This window comes from Micromonospora halophytica (assembly GCF_900090245.1).
In the GTDB taxonomy this organism is placed as follows: Bacteria; Actinomycetota; Actinomycetes; order Mycobacteriales; family Micromonosporaceae; genus Micromonospora; species Micromonospora halophytica.
In genome coordinates, this window is record NZ_FMDN01000031.1 from 26,842 (window position 1) to 49,071 (window position 22,230).

Genomic DNA, 22,230 nt, shown 5'->3' on the forward strand with positions numbered 1-22,230 from the left:
ACGGTCCGGCCGTCACCCGCCCGAGGGCGTCACCGGGTGCCGCAGCCCCGGATGACCGGCCGGCAGCGACCGCCGGATCACCAGCCAGCTCACCGTCAGCGCCGTGGCCACCAGCGGCCAGGTCAGCGCCGCCCGGGCCACCGTCAGCGCGACCACCTGACCGCCGAGGTACAGCGGCAGGAACACCGCCACCCGCAGCGCGTACGTCGCCGCCCACACCCAGCTGCCCCGGCCGTACGCCCGCAGCAACGCCCGGTCCCGACGCCAGCGGCCCCGCTGCCGCAACGCCACCCCGACCAGCACCCCGAGCAGAGGCCACCGCACCACGATGCTGACCACCCAGACCAGGGCGCTCGCCGCGTTGGAGAAGAGCTGCACCAGGAAGAAGTCGACCGCCCGTCCGGTGTGGAGGGCGACCAGCGCGGCGACGCAGACCGCGAGCAGCCCGATCAGCACCGACCGCGGCCGGTCACCACGGCGCCACCGCCACAGCGCCACCGCCGAGCCGGCCAGCACGGCCACCGCCACCCCGCCGACGACTGACCGGCCGGTCAGCAGCCAGCCCACGGTGAACGCCACCGGCGGCCAGGTGGCGTCCACCGCGCCGCTGCGTCCGCCGAGCAGGTCCGCCAGCGACTCCGGCCGACCCGCGGTCGTCCGCTCCCGCTCCGATGTGCCGTCCACCGTCACCTCCCGTGGTCCGGCCCCAACGTAGCCGGGACGCACCGGTGGTCCCACGAGCGACCTGCCGGGGGTACCGCTACGGTGTGCGGGTGCGCGCGACGGCGAGGGGTTGGACGGCGGTCTGGTTGGTCGTACTGGCTCTGGCCCAGGCGGCCGCGTTGGCCGTGGTGTGGCGGCTCGCCGTGCACACCGGGACGGGCCAGTGGCTCGACACGGTCGCGTTGACCGGCAACCGGATCGGCCAGGACCACATCGACGGGCTGGTCAACCGGATCCTCAACGCCATGTCCGTGGTCTCCCTGCTCGCCACCACGGCGGTGATCGGCTTCATCGCGCTGATCCGGGGACGCAAGACGCTCGCCCTCGCGGCCACCCTGCTGATCGCCGGCGCCAACGTCACCACCCAGGTGCTCAAGTACGTGATCGACCGGCCCGCCCTCGGCATCGACCCGGAGCGCGACGCCGTCGGCAACAGCCTGCCCAGCGGGCACACCACCATCGCCGCGTCGGTGGCGCTGGCGCTGATCCTGGTGCTGCCGCCGAAGGTGCGCGCGCTCGGGGCGTTCCTCGGCGTCGCGTACGCCGCCGTCGCCGGGGTGGCCACCCTCTCCGCCGGCTGGCACCGGCCCAGCGACGCCGTGGCCGCGTTCCTGGTGGTCGGGGTCTGGGCGGCGTTGGCCGGGCTGCTGCTGCTGATCTTCCAGCGGGAGCAGGCCAAGGTCGCCGGCGAGGACGCCCACCGGGTCGCCGCCGCCGTGCTCGGCGTGGGCGGTCTGGCCGCCGTCGTCGCCTCCGGGCTGGCGGTGACCTCGCTGCTCGACCAGCAGCAGATCGCCGTCCACGAGCTGAGCCGGCGGACCCTGTTCATCGGGTACGCGGGCAGCGCCGCCGGCATCGCCGGGACGATGGGCGTGGTGGCGGCGCTGGTGCTGCTCTCCGTGCACCGCCTGGTGCCCCGCCACAAGGGCTGACGCCCTCGACACACGCCCTAACGCCGGTACGTCCCGACCAGGGTCCCGCTGGCCAGCTCACGGCCGGCGAGGGCGGCGTGCACGTCGGCGGCCTGCGGCGCGTCGGCGAGGTCCAGCGGGCGTTCCAGCGCGTACAGCCGGAAGAAGTACCGGTGCGCCTCCTCGCCCTGCGGCGGGTGCGGACCAGCCCAGCCGGTGGTGCCGAAGCCGTTGGGCCACTCCCGGCCGCCCTCGGGCACTCCGCCCTCGGCGACCCCGCCCGAGGTGGGGGAGATGCCGGTGACCAGCCAGTGCAGGAACGGACTGCGCCCCGCGTCCGGGTCCTCCACCAACAGGAGCAGTTCGGTCGCCGACCCCGGCACGTCGGACCACTCCAGCGGCGGTGAGACGTTCCCGTCCTCCCTGCCGAAGCGCCCCGGCAGCTGGTCGTGGTCGGTGAACGCGGTGCTGCGCAGCATGATCCCGGCCATCTCTCGCCCGCCCCCTCTCGTCGGCCCGGCGCGTACCCGTCGCCCGGCCGACGAAACCGCGTGAGAGGGTACGACCGTGGAGAACGTGCACGGTGCCTTCCGCGACGAGTGCGCCCGGCTGGACGACATCCTGCGCACCCTCGACGAGGCGGACCTGGACCGCCCCACCCCCTGCCCGCCCTGGACGGTGCGCGACCTCGTCGCGCACGTGAGCACCGGCGCCGGACGCCTGACGGACATGCTCGCCGCGCCGGCCCCGAACCGGGCCGAGGTGGACGCGGCCGGCTACTTCGGCGCCGCCAAGTTCGTCCCGGAGGTCGACTCCGCGCGCGTCGACAACGCCCGCCGGGTGGCGGGTGGGCGGCCCGACGTGGCGGCCGTCGCGGTGGCCTTCGCCACCGCCTGGCGCCGCACCGACGCGGCGCTCGCGGGGGCCCCGGCCGGCCGGCTGGTCCGCACCCGGCACGGCGACCCGATGACGCTGACCGACTTCCTGGTCACCCGGGTCGTGGAGGTGGGGGTGCACGGTCTCGACCTGGCCGAGGCACTGCACCGGGAACCCTGGCTCACCCCGGCCGCCGCCCGGGTGGTCGCCGACCTGCTGGCCGCCGGCCGGCCGGTGCCGGCCCTGCTCGGCTGGGACCCGCTCACCCTGATCCGCAAGGCCACCGGCCGTACGCCGCTCACCGCCCGGGAGCGGACCGTGGTCGAGGTGGCCGGCTTCCGCTGGCTCTCCTTCGGCGGCTGACCGTCGGCCCGCCGCGCGCGCTCCCGCCCCCGCCGCCCTCTCGCACGGGTGGCCGCCGCTCGGGGAGCGTCACATCGGTGGCCTCGCCTGTTCCGGCGGCCGGCCCCAGGCTCGGCGGGCGTCGGCCAGCGCGACCGCGAGCAGCACCACCGCGACCAGCGCCGCTGAGAGCAGCGGGGCGGCGTGCAGCAGCAGCGGCACCATCGCCACCAGGACGCCGCCGGCGATCCAGCGCGACGGCGACACCCGGCCGAACACCTCGTACTCGAAGCGGGCCCGGGCGGCCAGGAACAGCAACGGGCCGCCCACGATCATCGCCACCCACGCCGCCTCCGGATCGCTCAGCGGATGCTCGATGGTCAGCTCGTAGCCGATCGCGGTCGCCACCAGTCCGATGACCATCACCAGGTGGGTGTCGGCCGCCGAGCGGCCGGTGGCCGCCGGGTGCCGGGACCTCGTCACCGCCTCGGCCAGGATCAGCCCGGCCCGCTGCACGTAGATCCGCCAGAACAGCACCGAGGTCACCATCGCCACCGCGAACGCGGCGCTCTGCGCGGTCTCGAGCGGAGCTCTGCTGTACGCCAGCCCGCTGACCAGGACCGTCTCACCGAGGGCGACGAGGAAGAACTGCTGGTACCGCTCGGCGAGGTGCTCCCCGGCGATGTCCCAGCGGCTGATCGTGGAGCGGCCCAGCCCCGGGACCGGCCAGCCGAACCGGGCCGCGAGGTACTCCAGGCCCAGCGCCGACGCCCAGAGCACCACCTGCGGGTTGGTGGGCAGCAGCGCGCCGGTCACCCACAGCACGCTGGTCGCGCCGAAGGTGATCAGCATCCGCCACTTGAGCCGCCGGTAATGGTGCTGCCCCAACGCCAGCAGCAGGATGGCCGGGCGGGACACCTGTGCCACCACGTACGCCGCCGCGAACGCCGGTGCGGTCTCGGTGAAGGCGCGGGGGATCGCCACCCCCATCACCATGCTGCACATCAGGGCGGTCACCACCAGCGCCTGCAACCAGATGTGGCGCGGGTCGTACCGGCTGGTGGTCCAGGAGGTGCCCTGCCAGATCGCCCACAGCGCCAGGAGCAGCAGCAGGGTCTTGCCGCCCCCGGTGATCGGTGCCCAGCCCTGGGCGCCGCCGGGTTCCAGGGCGAGATCCTCGAAGGCCCGGTACGAGATCCGGGTCAGCGCGAAGACGTAGACCAGGTCGAAGAAGAGCTCCAGGAAGGTCGCCCGCTGGGACGGCCCGGCCAGCGGGAGAGGCCCGGCCCCCGTCCCGCTCTTCACGATCGTCGCCGTTCGGCCCGGTCCACCTGGCGTTCGTAACATCCCGGCGGCACGGTCCGCCCGGCGTTCGTGGCATCCCGGCGGCACGGGACGACGGGCGACGGCCGGATCCGGCCCTTGTCCCGCCGCGGAGGAACGGGCACGATCGACCGGATGACGAACCGATGGGGCATGACGGTGCCGCTGGGCGGCATCCCACTCGCCGACCACGCCGCGGTCTACGCGGCCCTGGACCGGGCCGGTTTCACCGACGTCTGGTCGTCGGAGGTCAACGGCGCCGACGCGTTCACCCCGCTCGCCCTGGCCGCCGCCTGGCAACCGACGCTGCGCCTGGGCACCGCGATCACGCCGGTCTTCACCCGGGGGCCCGGGCTGCTCGCGATGAGCGCCGCCGCCCTCGCCGACGCCGCGCCGGGCCGCTTCGCCCTCGGCATCGGCGCGTCCTCGCCGGTCGTGGTGGGCGACTGGAACGCCGTCGAGTTCACCGAGCCCTTCCGGCGTACCCGGGACGTGCTGCGGTTCGTGAAGACGGCGCTGCGCGGGGAGACCGTCGACGGCGCGTTCGACACCTTCGCCGTCCGCCGGTTCACCCTGGAACGCCCGCCCGCCGTGCCGCCGTCGGTGCTGCTGGCCGCGCTGCGTCCCGGCATGCTGCGCCTGGCCGCCGCCGAGGCCGACGGGGTGATCCTCAACTGGCTCGCCGCCGACGACGTGCCGAAGGCCCTCGCCGGGCTGGGCGGCCGGGCGCCGGGCTTCGAGGTCGTCGCCCGGATCTTCGTCTGCCCCACCGAGGATGCCGGCTACGCCCGGGCCCTCGGCCGCCGGCTGATCACCAGCTACCTCACCGTCCCCGCGTACGCCGAGTTCCACCGCTGGCTCGGTCGGGAGTCGGCCCTCGGGCCGATGTGGGCCGCCTGGGCGGCCGGTGACCGGCGGGGCGCCGGGGCGGTCGTGCCGGACGAGGTGGTCGACGAACTGGTGCTGCACGGTTCACCCGAGCACTGCCGGTCCGAGGTGCGCCGCTACGCCGACGCCGGGGTGGACGTGCCGGTGCTCGCCCTCCTGCCCACCCCTGAACTGACCTCCGGCGGGGCCGCGGCGCTGGCCGGACTGATCCCCCGGCTCGGCCCCGCGGAAGGACACTGAGATGAACCTGACCGACCGGGTGGCGGTGATCACCGGGGGAGCGGGCGGCATCGGCGCGGCGCTGGCCCGCCGCTTCGCCGCCGAGGGCGCCGCCGCCGTCGTCGTCGCCGACCTGGACGCCGTGGCGGCCGCCGCGGTGGCCGAGGACGTCGGCCCGGTCGCCCACGCCGTCGCCGTCGACGTCACCGTCGAGGACCAGGTCCGCGAGCTGGTGGCCGACACCGAGCGACGGTACGGCCGGATCGACCTGTTCTGCGCCAACGCGGGCGTCTCCACCGGCGCAGGCGTCGAGGCCGACGACGCCGACTGGGACCGGGCCTGGCGGGTCAACGTGCTGCACCACGTGTACGCGGCCCGCGCGGCGTTGCCCGGGATGCTGGAGCGAGGTGGGGGCTACCTGCTCCACACCTGCTCGGCGGCCGGGGTGCTGACCGCTGTCGGCGACGCCCCGTACACCGCCACCAAGCACGCGGCGGTCGGCTTCGCCGAGTGGCTGGCGATCACCTACCGGGACCGGGGCGTACGGGTCAGCGCGCTCTGCCCGCAGGGGGTGGACACGCCGATGCTCGCCGACGGGCTCGCCTCCGGTCACCTGGGCGCGCAGGTCATCGCCGCCTCCGGCGCGGTGCTCACCCCCGACCAGGTCGCCGACGCGACGATTGCCGGGCTGGCCGAGGAGCGCTTCCTGATCCTGCCGCATCCCGAGGTCGCCGGGTACGCCCTGCGCCGCGCCCAGGACCCGGACGGCTGGCAGGCCGGCCTGCGCAAACTCGTCCGTCGCCTCCGCGCCTGAACCCACCCGCCCCCTCGGCCCCGGCCCCGGTGATCGAAAGGCTTGGCGTCACCGCGGGACCGGGTGGGGTCAGCGGTGCCAGCGCAGCGGGCCGGGGTGGACCGACCAGAGCAGGCGTCGCCACCAGGGACGGGCGGCGCGCAGCGCGGCCACGTACGTCGCCGCCTGCGCCGCCGCCCGGTCGGCCTCCGCCCCGGTCAGCGTGCCGGGGGCGAAGGCGACCTGGTTGAGGAGGCGGGCCACCTCGTCCACCCCCGGTGCCGGCGCTCCCACGAGCACTGCCCCGGCAGGGGTGTCGGCGCTGCCACCGGCCAGGGCGGCGCGGGCCTCGGCCAGCGCCTGCCGGGCGCGGGACGCGACCTCGGTGGCGGCCAGGTCGTCGCCGACCGGCCGCCCCGCCAGCCGCAGCGCGTCGGTGACCTGCCGCCAGGCGCCGGCCACCCGGTCACCGGGGTCACCCCGCCCGAGCCGGGCCCGGGCCTGCGCGCGGCGCATCCCGACCAGCGTCGCCAGCGCCGCCCCGACCAGCAGGGACAGCACCAGCACCGCGACGGCGACCAGCGCCGACCTCGACACGCCCCGGTCGGCGTCGCCCGACCCCGGCGCCGCCACCGCCGGCGGGGTCGCCGTCGGTTCCACAGTGGGCTCCGGGGCCTCCGACGGCGGCGGCTCCTCCTTCGGTGGCCGGAAGTCCTCCTCCACCGGGCGGGGCTCGGTGTCGGGGCGGGGCAGCGGATCGAACGGCACCCAGCCCACCCCGGAGAAGAACACCTCCGGCCAGGCGAGCGCATCCGCGGCCCGGACCGGCCCGTCACCGCGCGCGGAGAAACCCACCACCACCCGGGTGGGCAATCCCGTCAACCGCCCCAGCACCGCGAACGACGCCGCGAACTGCTCCGACGTGCCGCGCTGCCCGCCGCCGTTGCGCGGCCCGAAGAGGAAGAAGTGCAAATTCGGGTACGCGTGTCCGCTCGGCGCGTCCGCCACCACCCGGTAGTGCTCGGCGAGGAACCGCTCGATCGCGGTCGCCCGCGCGTACGGGGCGCCGTTGTCCTCGGCGAGCTGAGCGGCGAGCCGGCGCATCGGCTCCGGCGTCCCGTCGGCCACCCGCAGCACCCGGGCCACCTCGTCACCGGCCGGCACGTCGGCGGTGGCGAGCAGGTCCACGTCCGGCCGCTCCCGCAGCGAGGTGACCGTGTACCGCAGCCCCGGGCTCAGCCCCTCGGGGCGGATCAGCGTCCCCGTCGTCGGGTCGTACGCCACCCGCGCGCCGGTGACCTCACGCGGGGTCGGCACCGCCGGCAGCAGCCGGCCGGTCAGGTCCGCCACGATGATCTCCTGCCGGACGGTGTCCACCGCCCCCGGGCCCGGCTCGGCGGCCGGCAGGATCCGCCCCGCGTTGCGGTACGTCGCCCCGACCCGCCAGGTCACCCCGTCGTAGTCGCTGAGCACCGCCAACCGGATCCGGGTCTGCGGGCCGGCCGGCGCCTGCGTGCTGACGTCCAGCAGCTTCTGGTCCGGGTTCAGCGCCCACCCGGAGATCCGGATCAGCGGATTCTCGTCCAGCGACTCCACCCGGGGCGGCTCGACGTACCGGCGCGGATCCACCGGCCGCTCGTCGACCTGCGCGGCCAGCGCCGGGCCGAGCAGCGCGGCCAGCCCGACCACCACCGCCGCCCCGGCCGCCGTACCCGCCACCAGCCGGGCCCGCACCGCCGTCCGGACCTCCGGGGGCAGCGCGGCCGTCGGATCCGGGCCCGTCGTGCCCCGCCCGCCGGGTGCCACCAGGCCCAGCGCCACCGCGGCGGCGAAGGCCAACGACGGCCAGACCGCCGGGTCCGCGTTCGGGCCGACGACGTAGAGCGCGCCGGCGTAGAGCAGCGCCGCAGGCAGGAAACCGAGCAGCGTCCGGCCGGCGCGCAGTGCCACCTCGGCACCGGTCAGCCCGGTCAGCCAGGCCGCCACCAGCGGCACCAGCACCGTGTCCGGGGTCGGTTCGACGGGGATCATCGCGGTCAGCAGTCGGGGGATGCCGTTGCGGGCGGCGTCGGCGGCCACCTCGGCGAAGCCGCCCGGCAGCGCCGCGCGCCGGGCCGCCAGGTGCAGCGCGAACACCGTCCAGCCGGTCATCGCGGCCACCGACACCGGCGCCACCAGCCACGAGGGCAGCCGCCGGGCGGCCACGCTGACCAGCACCGAGCCGACGGCCGCGCCGAGCATCAGCCGGGTCAGCAGGTCGCCCGCGTACACCCGGCCGAGCACCACACCGGCCAGTGCGACCAGCACGACCAGCGCGAGCGGCACGGGCGTCGCGCGCAGTACCCGCAGCGCGAGCCCGCCGGCGTCGTCCTGCGGCGGCGTGACCGGGGCGGACGGACGCACGGCGGTCACGGTCACCACCGGCGCACCCCGTCCCACTCGGCGGCGAACTCGGCGCCGTCGGCGGCGTCCACCACCACCAGCCCCGCCGTCCCGGACGGGGTCGGGTCCTCCGCGCCGAGGACCGCCACCAGCACCGACGGGTACGCCCCGCGCAGCGCGCCCACCTGCCCGAGATCGTCCCGGCCACCCGGACCGGTGAGGAAGACCAGGGTGTCGCCGCCCCGGTCCTGACGCAGCCGCCCCACCGAGGCGCGCAGCGTCTCGGCGCCCCCGTCGGCCAGCTCCACCGCGGCCAGCCGGTCCAGCGGTGGCACGTCGGCCCGGTCCCCGCCCGGCGCCACCAGCAGCAGCACCACCGGCAGGTCCTCCCGGAACGCCGCCGTGACCACCGAGGCGGCCGCCTCGCAGGCCGCCTCGAACGACTCGGCGACCCCGTCGACCCGCCGCGGATGGGCGACGGCCCGGTTGTCCAGCAGCACCACGAGCCGGGGCAGGCTGGTGTCCACGTTCTCCCGGACCATCAGCTCGCCCACCCGGGCGCTGGTGCGCCAGTGCACCCGGCGCAGCTCGTCACCGACCACGTACTCGCGCAGCGAGTCGAAAGTGATCGACCCGTGCGGCACGCTGTCCGAACGCCCCTCCAGGCTGCGGCCCGCGCCGGTCGGCACCGCGCGCAGCGGATGCACGCGCGGATGCACCCAGACCGGCACCATGCCGCCGTACGGGCGGGAGAGCGCCACCAGGCCCAGCGGATCCCGCCGGATCACCCGCAGCGGACCCACCGGCACCACCCCCCGGCGGCGCGTCGGCACCTCGTAGTCCACCGTGGTGTCCCGGCCGGGGCGCAGCCGCAGCACCGGCACCGGCACGGCGGTGGCGCCACAGCGGTCCTCGGCGAGCAGGTTCGCCGCCCGTAGCCGGCCGGCGTTGCGTACCGTCACCGTCATCCGGGCCGCCTCGCCGCGCGCCACCCGGTCCGGGTCCGCGCTACGGGTGACCTCCAGCCGGGGCCGCCAGGCGGCGGACACCACGGCGTAGCCGACCGCCACGACGGCCGCCGTGCCGAGCAGCGCCAACTCCGGGTACGCGTACCGGAAACCGACGCCGAGCAGCACCACGGCGGCGACGAGCAGCCCGACGCCCCGGGCGGTGATCCCCATACCGACCCGGCCGGTCAGCCGTGCGCCGGGGCCGGCTGACCCGACGGCAGCGGCACCGGCACCGACGCCACCGCCTGGCGCAGCACCTCGGCGGCGGTCACCCCGCGCACCTGCGCGTCCGGGGTGAGCAGCAGCCGGTGCGCGAAGACCGGCTCGGCCAGGGTCTTCAGGTCCTCCGGCATGATCCAGCCCCGGCCGTCGATCAGCGCGTACGCGCACGCCGCGCGGGTCAGCGCGATCACGCCCCGGGGGCTGACCCCGACTCGTACCTGCGGATGGGTGCGCGTCGCGGCAGCCAGCCGGACCGCGTACGCGTAGAGCGGCTCGGCGATGTGCACCCGACGGGCCATCCTGACCATCTCCCCGACGGTGGCCGTGTCGGTGACCGCGCTGAGCGAGTCGGGGGAGCGGACCGTCGCGCCGCGCAGCACCTCCACCTCGACCGCCTCGTCCGGGTAGCCGACGGACAGTTTCACCAGGAACCGGTCCAGTTGCGCCTCCGGCAGCCGGTACGTGCCGTCCATCTCCACCGGGTTCTGCGTCGCCACCACCAGGAACGGCTGCGGCACCGGGTGCCGCACCCCGTCCACGGTGACCGTCCGCTCCTCCATCACCTCCAGCAGCGCCGACTGGGTCTTCGGCGAGGCTCGGTTGATCTCGTCGGCGATGACGATGTTGGCGAAGACCGGGCCCGGGTGGAACTCGAAGCCCCGGGTCGCCTGGTTGAAGATCGTCACCCCGGAGACGTCGGACGGGAGCAGGTCCGGGGTGAACTGGATGCGCCGCCACTGGCCCTTCACCGTCGCCGCGATCGCCCGGGCCAGGGTGGTCTTGCCGACGCCGGGCACGTCCTCCAGCAGGACGTGCCCCTGGGCGAAGAGCGCGGTCAACGCCAGCCGGACCACCTGCGGCTTGCCCAGCACGACCGCGTTGACGTTCTCCGCCAGCCGGGCGGCCAGGGCGGCGAAGCCCTGCACCTCCGGCTGGGTGAGCGGTTCCTGGGTGCTGTTCACGGTGGTGCTGCTCCTCGGCTGGGTGGTACGGCTCAGCAGGTGGGCAGGACGTTGATGTTGTCGCCGCCCTCCAGGTTGAGCCAGGCCCACGGGATGTAGTTCTTCCCGGAGTACTCGACCCGCACCCACCAGGTGCTGCGCTTGTCGTTGTTGTAGACGTAGGCGTAGACCTCTTCGCCCTGCTTCCTGCAGTACGCCTTGAGCCGGGTGCCGGGCTTCGCCCACCCGACCTGCTTCGGGTCGTCCTGCCGGGGCACCGAGAAGATCTCGTTGCCGTTGCGGCCGTCGACGTCCCGGTCGCAGTACGTGCGCTGCTCACCCTCCGAGCCGTTGCGGCAGGTGGCGATGCCGTACAGCGCGCCGGTGGCCTGCGCCCGGGTCGCGGTGCCCTTGCCGGCCGCGTTGGTCGCCGTCACCGTCACCGTGTACGCCGTCCCCGGCGTCAGGCCGGTCACCCGCAGGCTGGAGCAGCTGCCGCCGGCGGTCTTCCCGCCCGTGGCGGCGGTGCAGGTGGCCTGACCGCCGCCGGCGTCCACGGTGAACGACACCGTCACCGAGGTGGCGTCGGCCGACGACCCGGTCACCGTCACCTTCGGCGCCGCCACCGTCCGCGCGGTGGCGCTCGCCTCCGCACCCGGGCCGGCCTCGTTGACCGCCTTGACCTTCACCAGGACGTTCTGCCCGTCGCCCAGGCCGCCCACCGTGGCCCGGGTGTCGGTCACCTCGCTGACCTTTCCGGCGACGTCGACCAGGTACTTCGCCACCGGGCGACCGTTGTCGACCGCCGGGGACCACTGCACCGCGATGGTGCCGGGCCGGTTGGCGACGGTGCTCGCCCGCAGCCCGACCGGCTGCCCCGGCGGGGCGAACGGCACCACGGTGTTGCTCATCGGCGAGGCCGCCGACCCGGCGCCCTCGTCGTTGACGGCCACCACGGTGAAGGCGTACTGGGTGCCGTACTCCAGCTCGCCGGCCGGGATCACCAGCTCGGTCTTCGTCGACTCGCCGGCCGGGGCGTTCGTGCCGGCCGAGGTGGCGGTCACCGCGTACTTCGCGATGGTGTTGCCCTGGCCGTTCGCGGCCGGCCACCGCACCAGCACCGTGCCGTCCGGCCGGGCCTCGGCGGTGACGCTGGCCGGCGGGTCGGGCACCGCCGCGGTCGGGGTGACCGGGTTGCTCCGGCGGGCCGGGCCCTCGCCCCTGGCGTTCACCGCGTGCACGGAGAACGTGTACGTCTCGCCGTTGGTCAGGCCCTTGATCTCGATCGCCCGCTGGTTGGCGCCGACCTCGTGCTTCTGCCCAGCGCCCTGCACCACGTACCTGGTGATCTCGGCGCCGTTCGCGGCGGCCGGCCGCCAGCTGATCCGCGCCCGCGCGTCGCCGGCGGAGGCGGTGACGCTGCGCGGAGCGCCCGGCTTGCCCACCTTGGGCTTCTTCGGCGGAGGCGGCGGCGGGGGCGCCGGCGGCGGGTCACCACCGAGCACGTCATTGGCGTACTTGTTGACCTCACGGACCTGGTGCCTGTCGTCCACCACCCGGGCGGTGGAGGAGTCCGGGGCGTTGATGAAGAGGTGGTTCTCCCGCACCTCCAGCTCCAACGGGCCGGTGGCCTTGCCGGCGACGGTGTCGACCAGCTGCCCGGCGCCGTCGAACGCGTAGACGGTGCCGGTCGCCTCGTCGGCGCAGTAGAACCGGCCGGCCCAGGCCACCGCAGGGCTGAGCCGGTCGCCGGCCCCGGGCACGGTGAACTGCCGCACCTCGCCGTCGCCGTCGGCGACCACGTGCACCCGCCGGTCGCCGCTGACCGTGACCGGCACGGCCGGGCCGCTGGTACGGGCCGGCAGCGTGCCGGCGGCGGCCATGGTCAACGCGGTCCGCCGGGTGGTGCCGGCGCGCACCGTGACCAGCGACGCGGAGGTGCGGTCCAGCACCGCCACCCCGTCGTCCAGGGTGGACACCACCAGTTCGTGGCTCGGCTCCGCGACCGTGTACGTCTCGACCTGCTTCGGGCTCAGCCCACCGGTCGCCTCCGCCTCGGGTGTGGCGGGCAGATCGGCCGCGGTCACCGCCGAGACGGTGCCCTCGCTCGGGATCGCGATCCAGAGCCTGCCCTCGCCGTCGAACGCGCCACCGGTGATGCCCGGCGGGTACCGCACCGGCTCGCCGACCGGGGTCAACGAGCGCGGGTCGAGCTGCCGGACGATGCCCTGCACGGCGTCGACCACGAAGGCGGCGTCCTCGTGCAGGACGACGTTCACGCCCAGGCCCGGCGTGGTGCGGGTGGTCGCGGTGATCTGGAGGGTGGCCAGGTCCAACGAACTGACCTGACCGGTCTTCAGGTCGCGCAGGATCAGCAGCCGGTCGGTCTGGGTGACCTGCATCGGGTGCCGGCGGGCGCCCGGGACCTCCATCCGGGTGTCCACCCGGGCGGTGACCCCGTTGACCCGGGCCATCTCGCTGCGCGCCGCGCTCCACAACCAGCTGCTGGCGTCGTAGTTGGCCACCGCGTTGTCGGCGGCGCCCAGCCCGAGCACGGTCAACCCCATGGCGGCCAGCAACGCGGCCACCGTGCCGATGGTGACCAGCCCGCCCCGCATCCGCGAGCGGCGTGGTGCGGTCCCGGTGTCGGTGCTCACGGCGTCCTCGATGGTGGCCACGGCCGGCTGCCTCCCCGTCTGGCTCTCCCAGGTGGCGCGCCGTGCCCCGGCGACCCTCCCCTGAGCCGTGGGACATCATATGGGCCGCTCCGGCACGGGGAAACCCGCACCGTCCCGCTGTGGACACCCAGCGTGTGCGGTGTGGATCGACGGTCAGCCGGCCGGCGAGCGGCGCTCCCGGTCGGTGCAGACCTGCCCCGAGGTGGCGAAGGCGTCCGTCGAGTACACGGCCAGCACGGTGAAACAGTAGTCCACCGACTCACTGAGCCCGTTGACCGTGTAGCTGGTCTGTCCGGGTTCGACGGTCGCCATCACGCCCAGCGCCTTGCCGGCCCGACCGCCGGCCACCATGAACGGCACACCACCGTTGGTCGGATCGGACCAGCTGATCGTCACGGTGGTGTCGTCGTCGCGCAGCTTCAGGTCGGCCGGTGGCGCGCCGGTCGCCTTCGGCACGCCGGGAGACGCACCCGGCGGCGTCGACGGGGGCGCGGCCTCGTCCCGGTCGAGCACCACCGCGCCGACCACGCCGGCGACGACCACCACCACGACGCCGACGACGACCGCGATCACCGTCCGGCCCCGTCCGCGCCGCTCGGGCTCCGGACCCATCGGGTACGCCAGCGGCGGCGGGAACGCCGGGTCGCCCTGCGGGTACGCCGCGGGGCGTTGCTCCTGCTCGACCGGGGCGGACGGATCGGCCACCTCGGACACCCGCTCGGGAACGTCGTAGGCCACCAGCGAGCCGTCGGCCGGATCGGTCACCCCGTCCGTCGTGTCCTCGTCGGGCTCGTCGTCGGCCGGGGACGTGGTCAGCGGCTGCGGGGGCGCGACGCTGCTCCACGGCGGCGCGGTCAGCCCCCACGGCGGAGCGCTGTGCGGTGCGGCACTCACCGGCGTGGCGCTGACCGGGTGGGCCGGTGGGGTGCTCACCGGGTGGTACGCGGCCGGCGGCGTGCTCACCGGGTGGGCCGGCGCGGGCGGGGTGCTCACCACCGGCGGTGCCGGGGGAGTGCTGACCGGCTGGTGCGGCACCGGAGGTGCGCTCACCGGGTAGGTGGGCGCCGGCGGGATGCTGACGACCGGCGGTGGCGGGACGCTCACCGGACGCGGAGGCGTCGGCGGCGCGCTGACCGGGTGGGCGGGTGCCGGCGGAACGGCAGGAGGGACCGGCGGCGCGCTGACCACCGGCGGCGCGGAGAACGGCCGGGCGGGCGCGGGCGGCGAACTGACGGGCGGGGCGCTCACCGGCGGGGGCGGCGGAACGGCAGGAGGGGCCGGTGGCGCGCTGACGACCGGTGGCGCGGAGACCGGGTGGGTGGGCGCGGGCGGCGTGCTGACCGAGGGCGCGCTGGCCGGGGCGGCATCCGGTCGGGCGGGAGCGCTGGAGGTCCGACCGGCCGTCGCGGCGATCCGCTCGGCCTCCTCCTGCAGCAGCGGTCCGATCTGCTTGACCTGGATCGTCGGCAGGTCCCAGCCGAGCGGCTTCGCGATCGTCGGCGGCCGGTCGGTCATCGACTCCGAGCCGCCGGTGCCCGTCGACTCCGTCGTGGTCGGATCGGCCTGTCGCGGGGTGTCGGCCGTGCTCCGGGCCTCGACCGGCACCGCGGGGCCGGTGGTCGGTGGCTGCGGCGTAACCGGTGCGGTCCGGGGCGGGGCGGCAGCGGCCGTACGCGTGGCCTCGACCGGTGCCGGAGCGCTGGTGGCAGGCGGCACCGGATCGGCCTGTTGCGGAGTGCCGGTGGGGTGAGCCGTGGCGTTGGCAGCGGGTCGCTCAGGGTTGACCGGGCTGGTCGGTTGCGCAGCGGCGATCGGGGCTCGGGCCTGCACCGGTCCCGGGCCGTTGGTGGCCGGCGGCTGCGGTGGGGGCGGAACGGTCGCCGGTGAGGGCACGACCGGTGGCGCCGATTGCGGCGGAACGGCCATGCCGTGCGCCGGGGCCGGGGCCGGGGGCGGCGGGACGACCGGGGGAGCGGAGACCGGACCCGCCGTCGGCTGTCCCCGCTGGGGCGGCGGCGCGACCCGGGGGGCCGGGTCGGGCGACGGCGCGACGGCGCGGGCGACGTGCGGCGGCTGCGGGACGGGAGCCGGTCCCGGCGGCGCAGTCGCAGAGGCGTGGTGGGAGGCCGGCGGTACGACCGGCGGCGCCGGCGGGGTGGCCGGTGACCGGAGGTGCGGCGGTGCCCACGGGGACGTCGCCGGGGCGACGGGGCCCGGGTGCACGGGCGGGCCCATCCGGGGCGGGTAGGGCCCGGGTACGGCGGGTGGCTCGATCCGGGGACCGGGCATCGGCGGGCCTGGCGGCACCGAGACCTGGCGGTGCGGCGGGACTGGTGGCACCGGCCCGGGCGGTGTGGGTGCCTGGTGTGGCGGAGTCGGCACCGGCGGGCCGGGGCGCTGCTGCCGGGGCATCGGCACGTACGGCAGCGCCTGCCCGGCCTGCGGCGGGTAGGGCGGGGCCGGCGTGGGACCCGGGGTGCCGGTGGCCGGACCGGGCCGCCATTCCTGCGGACCCGAGCTCACGGGCGCGACGTGCGGGCCGGGCCGGTGCGGGGTGACCGGCCCCGGCGTGGTCACCGGACCGGGTCGCACGGGCCCTGGTGCGGTCACCGGACCGGGTGGCACCGGCCCTGGCGGCATCGGGCCGGGACGCGGCGCGGGCGGTGGGGCGACGGGAGCGGGCGGTGTCGCCGGAGCGGCGTTCCCGCCGAGGTACTGCCGGGCGGCCCGTACCGCAGGGTGGTGCTCGCCGAGCACGGCGGGGCCAGCGGTGGCGACCCGGGTGTAGTTGCGGCGCGCCTCGTGCCGGTTGCCCAACTCCTCGGCGACGGAGGCGAGGTCGAAGGAGATCGCCAGCATGAGCGGGTCGGCGGCGCTCAGCCGACGCTCGCCCGCGGCGTACGCCTCCTCCAGCACCCGGCGGGCGGCGGTCGGGTCGTCGGCCTCGCGGTGCATCCGGGCCAGCAGGTGAGCGCTGCTCAGCACCTCCGGGTGGTCCTCGCCGTACGCGGGCCGGGCCGAGGCGATCGTGTCGGTGAGCAGCCGGCGGGCGGCAGGAAGATCACCGGCGGAACGCAGGGCGAGGGCCCGCTGCTGGACGGTGGTGAGGGGAGAGGGCTGTGACACGGGAGCCATGCTGCCGTTAGACCGAGCCCGGACGCTACCCGCAGAGCAGGCGGGGACCTCCGGCTCTCCCGGCTGCACGCCTCTGACCAGGGCATACGCGTCGTGAGGGAACGTGCCGGACGGCGATGTGCATGATCCATCCCGGCCGTGTACAGTAATGCCCCGTGCGGCCCGCCAGGGCGGCCGACTGGCGGGAGACCCGCCGCGGCCGACAGGGTAGGCTCACGGAGCAGGTCCGGGTGGCGGAATGGCAGACGCGCTAGCTTGAGGTGCTAGTGCCCGTATAGGGCGTGGGGGTTCAAGTCCCCCCTCGGACACCAAATTGCAGCATCCATGCTGTGGTTCGCGTACTGGTGGTCAAGCACGCTTGACCACGCCAGTCTCAGCGCAGCGGCTCCCTCGATCGATCGTGTCTTGATCGGGGGCGATTGTCGTGGCTGATCGTTCCGTGGCTCCCGTCATCCCTCCCGTGCGGCTGTCGGACCGGGAGCAGGGATCTCGTCGCCCGCGTGGTGGAGCTTCTCGTCGTTCTCCCTTGCCCCTGCCGGTCCTGCCGACGCCACGCGCCGGCACGATGGTGTACGGCTTGGCTGCCATCGACACCAGCGACCGCATCGCCGACCGCGCAATCATCCGTGCCCTTGGATGGGGGCCGGGCACGCGGCTGCACATCCGCGAGGGCTCTGGAGTCATCGTCGTCCGGCTGGACCAACAGGGCGTCTTCACCGTCACCGACCAAGGTCACCTCCACCTGCCGACGGCTGTCCGGCACTGGTGCGGGAGTGGTCGGGCATGAGTGACATCACCGTGGGCCGGGCGGAGCTGGACGCCGCGCGGTTGTTGTTGTCGCGGATGGGGATCTCGCCGGCTGATCTTGTCGCGGCGGCGTCGGATCGTCCACCAGCACCAACGTTCGCCGAGTACGTGCCGGTCATCTCGGCGGCGGTCAGCGACGGTACGCGGCGGGCGTACGGCTCGTACTGGAAGCGGGTCCTGGAGCAGTGGGGGCAGCGGCGGCTTGATGAGCCGACGCCGTCGGAGATTGAGCAGCTCGCCGAGTACACCAAGACGCACGTCGTTGCCCGGCGCAACGCGCGAGGCGGACGCAGTGCGGCGGAGCACCTGATCGCCGCGCTGCGCTGCCTGTACAAGCGGGCCGTTGCCGACGGGTACGTCGCCGCTGCGGACAACCCGGCCCTCAAGGTGGCCAAGCCGCGGCGCCTGCCCAGCACCAGGCGGGCGGTGGCCGACAGCAGGTTGGCGGAGATCAACGCCGTCGCCGCCAGCACGGGCGACGATCCGGCGCTGGACAGCCTGCTGCTGCGGCTGCACACCGAGACGGCGTGCCGTCGAGGCGGTGCGTTGGCCCTGCGCCCGGTCGACCTGGACCCGGACCAGTGCCTCATCCTGCTGCGGGAGAAGGGCGACACGGTGCGGTGGCAGCCGGTGTCGCCGACCCTGATGAGGCATCTGCAGCAGCATGCCGAGGAGCGTCGGGCGGTGGGAACGGGTCAGCTGCTGCGTTACCGAAACGGGCGGCCGATCACCTACCGGCGCTACGACCACCTATGGGTGCGCATCGGTGAGCACCTGCCGTGGGTGTACGTGCAGCAGCTCAGCACGCACTGGCTGCGGCACACGACCCTGACGTGGGTCGAGCGGAACTTCGGCTACGCCGTGGCACGCGCGTACGCCGGGCACTCAGACAGCGGTAGCGATGTCGGCACCACCAGTACCTACGTCCGGGCGAGCCTGCAGGAGGTGGCCGCGGCTCTGGCGGCCTTGACCAGCGAAGCCCATCCTTTGGCCTGAGCGTTAGACAGCGGGTGGGCCTGGCCGCTAGGTCTGGTCCACCCGCGCAAACTGGTTGAAACAAGATCGATAAAGTGGGACGAGTTGGTGCGGTTGGTCCCGGACGTTTCGCCGTGTGTCGTTTCGACACGACCGTAGTGCGGCGGAGGACCTCAGGCGATGTGATCGCGTGGCAACGCCTTCGCGGGCAGAACCAGTACCTTGTCGTCCTCCCGCTGGACGAGGCCGATCTCGACGTCGGGGAGCTCCGAGGTAGCCACCGACTCCTCGGCCGCCAGTTGGCGCAGACGGGCCGGCCAGGCGAGCAGGTTGTTAACTTCGCCTTGCGTCAGCAGGCGGTCCGTGAAGCTCTTGGTGGGAGCACGGAGCCGGAGTTCCACCAAGTCGACCAGGAGCGCGCGCAGCTCGCCTTGAAGTTCGTCCACGCTTCGCTGCTCATCCTGCAGCATCGCGGTGAAGCGATGGAAGTCGAGTTCCGGCGACTTCTGCGCGTGTTGCACGGCTTGGAGAACCGCGACACGTCGTTTCGTGGCGATCGCGAGCGAGGCGAGCCGGAGCTCGACGCGGAAGGCGCCGTTGGGCTGGTCGATCCCGGGGAAGGCCTTGACGAGGTCAGCGACCTCCACACCTTCGGAAGAGAACGCAGCGAGTTTCGCTCGCCAGGTGCCGGCTCTGCGTGTGGCCGCGGCGATGGCGGTGTCGACGGTGTGCACCGCGGCGTCCAGGCCGAGGGCGTGTCCGGCCTCACCCTTGTCGAGCAGGAGCGCGGTGGCTCTCTCGACCGCTGTCGTCGCGCCGTTGAGGCGATCGCGCTCCGCGTCGAGATTGTCGGCGGTCAGCTCCTCGAGAAGCTCGGTGACTCTCTCCATGGCTTTACGCCGCTGCTCTTCGGCGTACACGCTCGCGGCGGTGGCGACGGCGAGGAGAACGAAGGATGCTGCGGCGGTGACCATGCCGGCGCCGGTCACCGCCTTTGCGGTGCCGCTCATCGCCGCGGTACCGCCTGAACGTGGCGCGTCGGTCACCACCGGGACGAAGGTCGCCTTCTTCACGATCCCCGACTTGCCGAGGATGTCGCTGTAGATCCCGCCGGTGGCGGCTTTGGACGGCATGGAGCGGACGAGGCCTTCACCGAGCTGCGCGGCCACCGTCCTCGGCACCACCATCCGGTACAGCGTCTCCGTCGACTGCGCGGCGCCGGCCGTGCTCGTGGAGGCGTTCGCCGGTACTTTCAACAGGTTCCGGAGTTGTACGGCGAGAGGCGAAGCGGCGTCGAGGAGTCTTCCGCCTCGAAAGTGCGCCTCTGCGGGCAGCGGATACGCTTCCACCGTGACGAGCGGTGTGTCGAGAAACGCGGCGAGCGCCTGCCGCAGCCCGGCAAGCCGCTCCGGATTCATTCCCTTGTGGTCCACGGGAAGCTGAGCTGCCCGCGAGACCCTCTCGGGGTCCGTCGCCAGGGTCCAAACCGGCACCTGCAAGTGGTCCGTCACGCGGGTTCCGCCGTTCCTAGTCGTGGCGAGCGCCTCCGAGACTAACCATTGCGCTGCTGGACTGGCAGGAGTGCGTATTCGTCCGATGTGAGTTCCCGCGGGCGAGCCAGCCGCCGTAGGGGCGCGTCACGCACCGTAGCTGCAGCGGGCTTGCGTCGGCATCCGGATCTGTCCAGTCGAATGCGCTCAGTGTGTTTGGATCTCCCAGGCCGGCTGTTGGGGCTCGTCGTTGTGCACGATGATGTCGACGTGATCGGTCGGGCGGACCGTGGCGAAGTAGAGCTGTTGGGAGGGGATGTAGCGCTCGCGCCAGCGCCGTTCGACTTCGGCCGGAGATGACACCCGGCGTTCTCGGATCACGGCACGATCTACGGTCTTGTCGAGCGCGGCCGACACGAAGATACGGAGGTCCCATCGATCGATCAGTTCCGGGCGCATGAGGAAGACGCCGTCGAAGACCAGCACGGCGTCGGCGGGGGCGGTACTGAGCGGCGGGGACAGGGCAGTGTCTGTAGTGCGGTCGTAGACCGCGTGTTGGAAGCGTCGATCTCCGCCTGGGCCGAGCGGATCGAGGAGAGCCCTGTTCAGCGCGTCGTAGTCGTGGGTGTCGAAGTAGCAGCCTTCGGCCGAGTACTCGCCGCGAGGGTAGCGCTGTGCCCGGGGGAAGAGGAAATCGTCGATGCTCGCGCGGATGACGTCGCGGCCTTGCTTGTGCAAGACGTCGGCCAGCTCGTCGGCGAGGGTGGTCTTGCCTGCGGCGGGGGGTCCGTCGATGGCAACTCGGGTCGGGTGGGCGACGGTGACGGATCCGACTGCCTCAGTCAGGCGGCCGAGCAACTCGGCGCGGGTGCCTTGGTCCATGTCCTTCCATCCTGAGTCTCGCAATGGTCGCCACGTCGGCGTCGGACTGAGATGAACGTCGGAGGTGGCAAACAGGCGTGTGCCCGGTGGCGACCGCGATCACCAATGCTTCTCCAGCCACCTCACCGATGGGCGAAGACGAAGGCGCCTTCGACGTTAGGGGCCGGGTGATGCACCATCTCCGCCTCGACGGTGAATCCGGCAGCGTCCAGCCAGGTCGCGACCCGCGCCGGTGACCGACGATGCACGTAGACATTCATTGGGTGGCCGCCGTAGCCCTCCGTCTTGAGCTTGCTGCCCTCGCCGGCGTGGAAGCCCAGTAGCAGGATCCCGCCAGGCCGCAGCACCCGAAAGAACTCGGCAAAGACCGTGGGGACCTCGTCGTCGGGGACGTGGATCAGAGAGAACCACGCGAGCAGGCCGGTCAGCGAGCCATCGGCCAGTTCGAGACTCGTCATGGAGCCGACCTCGAACCGCAGGCCGGGATGGTCCCGCCGGGCAATGTCGATCATCGCGGGGGACAGGTCAACGCCGAACGCGTCCAGGCCGATGCCTTGCAGATAGGCGGTGATCCGACCCGGACCGCAGCCGGCATCGCCGACCGGCCCGTTCCCCTGAGCGCGCACCAGTTCGGCGAAGAGTGCCAGGATGCCCCGCTGGAATGGTTCGCCAGCGAGGGCGTCCCGCAGCAGGTCGGCGTAGCTGACCGCCACGGTGTTGTAGGAAGTCCGAGTGTCGTCGAGCCAACCGGGAACGCGCATGCGGAGCACGATAGCCCCGACTCACGCGGTGGCGTCGCCCCTGGCAATGCCGCCATCAATCGGGCAAGTGAGGGTGGCCAAGGCCGTGGTCGTATGTCTGTGCAGACCAGCGGGAGGTGTCAGAGGGCGTTCGATTTGTTCTTGATCTACTAGTATGTGCCTCGCCAGGTGGGTGTAGCTTCGTCCGTTATGCGGCGGCTGACATTGTCGATCATGGCGATGTGGATCATGGCTTCGGAGCTGGCCGGGTGGGTCTCGTAGTCGCGCACGAGTCGGCGGTGAAGCATCAGCCAGCCCAGCGTTCTCTCTACGACCCATCGCCGTTTGACTACGTGGAAGCCTTTGGTCTCGGTGTTTCTCGGTACGACCTCGGCGTTGATACCGAGAGTGGCGGCGTGTTCGACGAACTTGGTTTTGAAACCGGCGTCCACCCTCTTGGTCACGGTGGGATGGGTGGCTTTTACCTGTTCCAGGGCTTGGATCCCGGCGGTGTTCTCGGTCGTGGAGGCGGCCATGACGGCTCTTCGAAGTTGAGCGGGGTTCGCTGCTGGAGGCGGCCCGAGCGTGAAGGGCTCGCAGCTCATCGGTGATCATCTGAGTGTCTAAGTCGGATGGTCACAAGTGAAGAGCTGCGAGCATGGTCAACGATACGACCCGGCTGCTGGGTCTGGACGGCCTGGTGGCCGAGCGGGTCGAGCTGGACGCCACCGGCGTCCCGGTGGTGCACCTGGCCACCGGTTGTGAACAGGCGCGATGCTGCCCGCAGTGCGGGCAGCGGGCGGTCCGGATCAAGCAGTGGACCACGACCCGGCCGCGGGACCTGCCGGTCGGAGGCCGGCCGGTACGGCTGCGCTGGCGCAAGCGACGCTGGT

General features: G+C 73.7%; 18 protein-coding genes, 1 tRNA gene and 1 pseudogene. 8 read left to right on the top strand and 12 right to left on the bottom strand.

All coding sequences use genetic code 11. The features are described from left to right. Positions 1 to 12: 12 nt before the first annotated feature. Positions 13 to 684, bottom strand: a complete 672-nt coding sequence (locus GA0070560_RS26145) for a DUF3159 domain-containing protein (RefSeq protein ID WP_091302546.1) — start codon at positions 682 to 684, stop codon at positions 13 to 15. Between the two features lie 83 nt (positions 685 to 767). Here GA0070560_RS26145 and GA0070560_RS26150 point away from each other — a divergent pair, with 83 nt between their 5' ends. Beyond that, on the top strand, positions 768 to 1,655 hold the full coding sequence (locus tag GA0070560_RS26150; protein WP_091302514.1) for a phosphatase PAP2 family protein: 888 nt from the start codon (positions 768 to 770) through the stop codon (positions 1,653 to 1,655). Between the two features lie 17 nt (positions 1,656 to 1,672). On the opposite strand, the gene GA0070560_RS26155 is transcribed toward GA0070560_RS26150, so the two are convergent. Further along, positions 1,673 to 2,125, bottom strand: a complete 453-nt coding sequence (locus tag GA0070560_RS26155; protein ID WP_091302516.1) for a YbhB/YbcL family Raf kinase inhibitor-like protein — start codon at positions 2,123 to 2,125, stop codon at positions 1,673 to 1,675. A 76-nt stretch (positions 2,126 to 2,201) separates the two neighbouring features. Between GA0070560_RS26155 and GA0070560_RS26160 the strand changes: the two genes are divergently transcribed. Beyond that, on the top strand, positions 2,202 to 2,873 hold the full coding sequence (locus GA0070560_RS26160) for a maleylpyruvate isomerase family mycothiol-dependent enzyme (protein ID WP_091302518.1): 672 nt from the start codon (positions 2,202 to 2,204) through the stop codon (positions 2,871 to 2,873). Between the two features lie 69 nt (positions 2,874 to 2,942). Here the strand turns inward: GA0070560_RS26160 and GA0070560_RS26165 are convergent, their stop codons facing one another. Continuing rightward, positions 2,943 to 4,157 (bottom strand): low temperature requirement protein A, encoded by a 1,215-nt coding sequence (locus GA0070560_RS26165; protein ID WP_245675730.1) that lies wholly within the window; start codon positions 4,155 to 4,157, stop codon positions 2,943 to 2,945. A gap of 171 nt (positions 4,158 to 4,328) precedes the next feature. Between GA0070560_RS26165 and GA0070560_RS26170 the strand changes: the two genes are divergently transcribed. Continuing rightward, positions 4,329 to 5,303 carry an LLM class F420-dependent oxidoreductase gene (locus tag GA0070560_RS26170; RefSeq protein ID WP_091302522.1) on the top strand — a complete coding sequence of 325 codons (975 nt, stop codon included), beginning with the start codon at positions 4,329 to 4,331 and terminating at the stop codon, positions 5,301 to 5,303. Between the two features lies 1 nt (position 5,304). Next, positions 5,305 to 6,096, top strand: coding sequence for an SDR family oxidoreductase (locus GA0070560_RS26175; protein ID WP_091302524.1), 792 nt, complete (start codon positions 5,305 to 5,307; stop codon positions 6,094 to 6,096). Positions 6,097 to 6,165: 69 nt separating this feature from the next. Here the strand turns inward: GA0070560_RS26175 and GA0070560_RS26180 are convergent, their stop codons facing one another. The 5 genes from GA0070560_RS26180 to GA0070560_RS29655 form a co-directional block, all read right to left on the bottom strand. After that, the gene (locus GA0070560_RS26180) at positions 6,166 to 8,514 is read right to left on the bottom strand and encodes a transglutaminase domain-containing protein (RefSeq protein WP_091302526.1); all 2,349 of its coding nucleotides are present in this window, start codon (positions 8,512 to 8,514) and stop codon (positions 6,166 to 6,168) included. Further along, positions 8,490 to 9,638, bottom strand: coding sequence for a DUF58 domain-containing protein (locus tag GA0070560_RS26185; RefSeq protein WP_091302528.1), 1,149 nt, complete (start codon positions 9,636 to 9,638; stop codon positions 8,490 to 8,492). Before GA0070560_RS26185 ends, GA0070560_RS26180 begins: the two co-directional genes overlap by 25 nt. A gap of 14 nt (positions 9,639 to 9,652) precedes the next feature. After that, positions 9,653 to 10,651 carry an AAA family ATPase gene (locus GA0070560_RS26190; protein ID WP_091302530.1) on the bottom strand — a complete coding sequence of 333 codons (999 nt, stop codon included), beginning with the start codon at positions 10,649 to 10,651 and terminating at the stop codon, positions 9,653 to 9,655. Positions 10,652 to 10,683: 32 nt separating this feature from the next. Continuing rightward, complete coding sequence (locus GA0070560_RS26195; RefSeq protein WP_091302548.1) at positions 10,684 to 13,248, bottom strand: fibronectin type III domain-containing protein; 2,565 nt, start codon at positions 13,246 to 13,248, stop codon at positions 10,684 to 10,686. 213 nt (positions 13,249 to 13,461) lie between these two features. Then, positions 13,462 to 16,434: a fibronectin type III domain-containing protein gene (locus GA0070560_RS29655; RefSeq protein ID WP_245675731.1), complete on the bottom strand. Its 2,973-nt coding sequence runs from the start codon at positions 16,432 to 16,434 to the stop codon at positions 13,462 to 13,464. 233 nt (positions 16,435 to 16,667) lie between these two features. Between GA0070560_RS29655 and GA0070560_RS26210 the strand changes: the two genes are divergently transcribed. The 3 genes from GA0070560_RS26210 to GA0070560_RS26220 all read left to right on the top strand — a co-directional run bounded on the left by GA0070560_RS26210 (position 16,668) and on the right by GA0070560_RS26220 (position 18,246). After that, positions 16,668 to 16,754, top strand: a tRNA-Leu gene (locus GA0070560_RS26210). A 266-nt stretch (positions 16,755 to 17,020) separates the two neighbouring features. Next, positions 17,021 to 17,230 carry a hypothetical protein gene (locus tag GA0070560_RS26215; RefSeq protein ID WP_139131607.1) on the top strand — a complete coding sequence of 70 codons (210 nt, stop codon included), beginning with the start codon at positions 17,021 to 17,023 and terminating at the stop codon, positions 17,228 to 17,230. Then, positions 17,209 to 18,246, top strand: coding sequence for a tyrosine-type recombinase/integrase (locus GA0070560_RS26220; protein WP_245675732.1), 1,038 nt, complete (start codon positions 17,209 to 17,211; stop codon positions 18,244 to 18,246). Before GA0070560_RS26215 ends, GA0070560_RS26220 begins: the two co-directional genes overlap by 22 nt. A 152-nt stretch (positions 18,247 to 18,398) precedes the next feature. On the opposite strand, the gene GA0070560_RS26225 is transcribed toward GA0070560_RS26220, so the two are convergent. The 4 genes and pseudogenes from GA0070560_RS26225 to GA0070560_RS26240 form a co-directional block, all read right to left on the bottom strand. Then, complete coding sequence (locus GA0070560_RS26225) at positions 18,399 to 19,736, bottom strand: hypothetical protein (RefSeq protein ID WP_091302534.1); 1,338 nt, start codon at positions 19,734 to 19,736, stop codon at positions 18,399 to 18,401. Positions 19,737 to 19,922: 186 nt separating this feature from the next. Then, the gene (locus GA0070560_RS26230) at positions 19,923 to 20,597 is read right to left on the bottom strand and encodes a cytidylate kinase family protein (RefSeq protein ID WP_091302536.1); all 675 of its coding nucleotides are present in this window, start codon (positions 20,595 to 20,597) and stop codon (positions 19,923 to 19,925) included. A 122-nt stretch (positions 20,598 to 20,719) separates the two neighbouring features. Beyond that, positions 20,720 to 21,358 (bottom strand): class I SAM-dependent DNA methyltransferase, encoded by a 639-nt coding sequence (locus GA0070560_RS26235; RefSeq protein WP_091302538.1) that lies wholly within the window; start codon positions 21,356 to 21,358, stop codon positions 20,720 to 20,722. A gap of 149 nt (positions 21,359 to 21,507) precedes the next feature. Continuing rightward, a pseudogene (locus GA0070560_RS26240) lies at positions 21,508 to 21,876 on the bottom strand (transposase); the annotation flags it as partial. A 119-nt stretch (positions 21,877 to 21,995) separates the two neighbouring features. On the opposite strand from GA0070560_RS26240, the gene GA0070560_RS26245 reads away from it, so the two are divergent. Beyond that, positions 21,996 to 22,230 (top strand): transposase family protein (locus tag GA0070560_RS26245; RefSeq protein WP_139131608.1); only part of this gene is annotated, 235 nt, incomplete at its 3' end.

Coding starts and splice junctions, on each gene's coding strand:
- GA0070560_RS26230 (WP_091302536.1), bottom strand. CDS start 20,597: ATGGACCAAGGCACCCGCGCCGAGTTGCTCGGCCGCCTGACTGAGGCA.
- GA0070560_RS26185 (WP_091302528.1), bottom strand. CDS start 9,638: ATGGGGATCACCGCCCGGGGCGTCGGGCTGCTCGTCGCCGCCGTGGTG.
- GA0070560_RS26155 (WP_091302516.1), bottom strand. CDS start 2,125: ATGGCCGGGATCATGCTGCGCAGCACCGCGTTCACCGACCACGACCAG.
- GA0070560_RS26175 (WP_091302524.1), top strand. CDS start 5,305: ATGAACCTGACCGACCGGGTGGCGGTGATCACCGGGGGAGCGGGCGGC.
- GA0070560_RS26235 (WP_091302538.1), bottom strand. CDS start 21,358: ATGCGCGTTCCCGGTTGGCTCGACGACACTCGGACTTCCTACAACACC.
- GA0070560_RS26170 (WP_091302522.1), top strand. CDS start 4,329: ATGACGGTGCCGCTGGGCGGCATCCCACTCGCCGACCACGCCGCGGTC.
- GA0070560_RS26195 (WP_091302548.1), bottom strand. CDS start 13,248: ATGCGGGGCGGGCTGGTCACCATCGGCACGGTGGCCGCGTTGCTGGCC.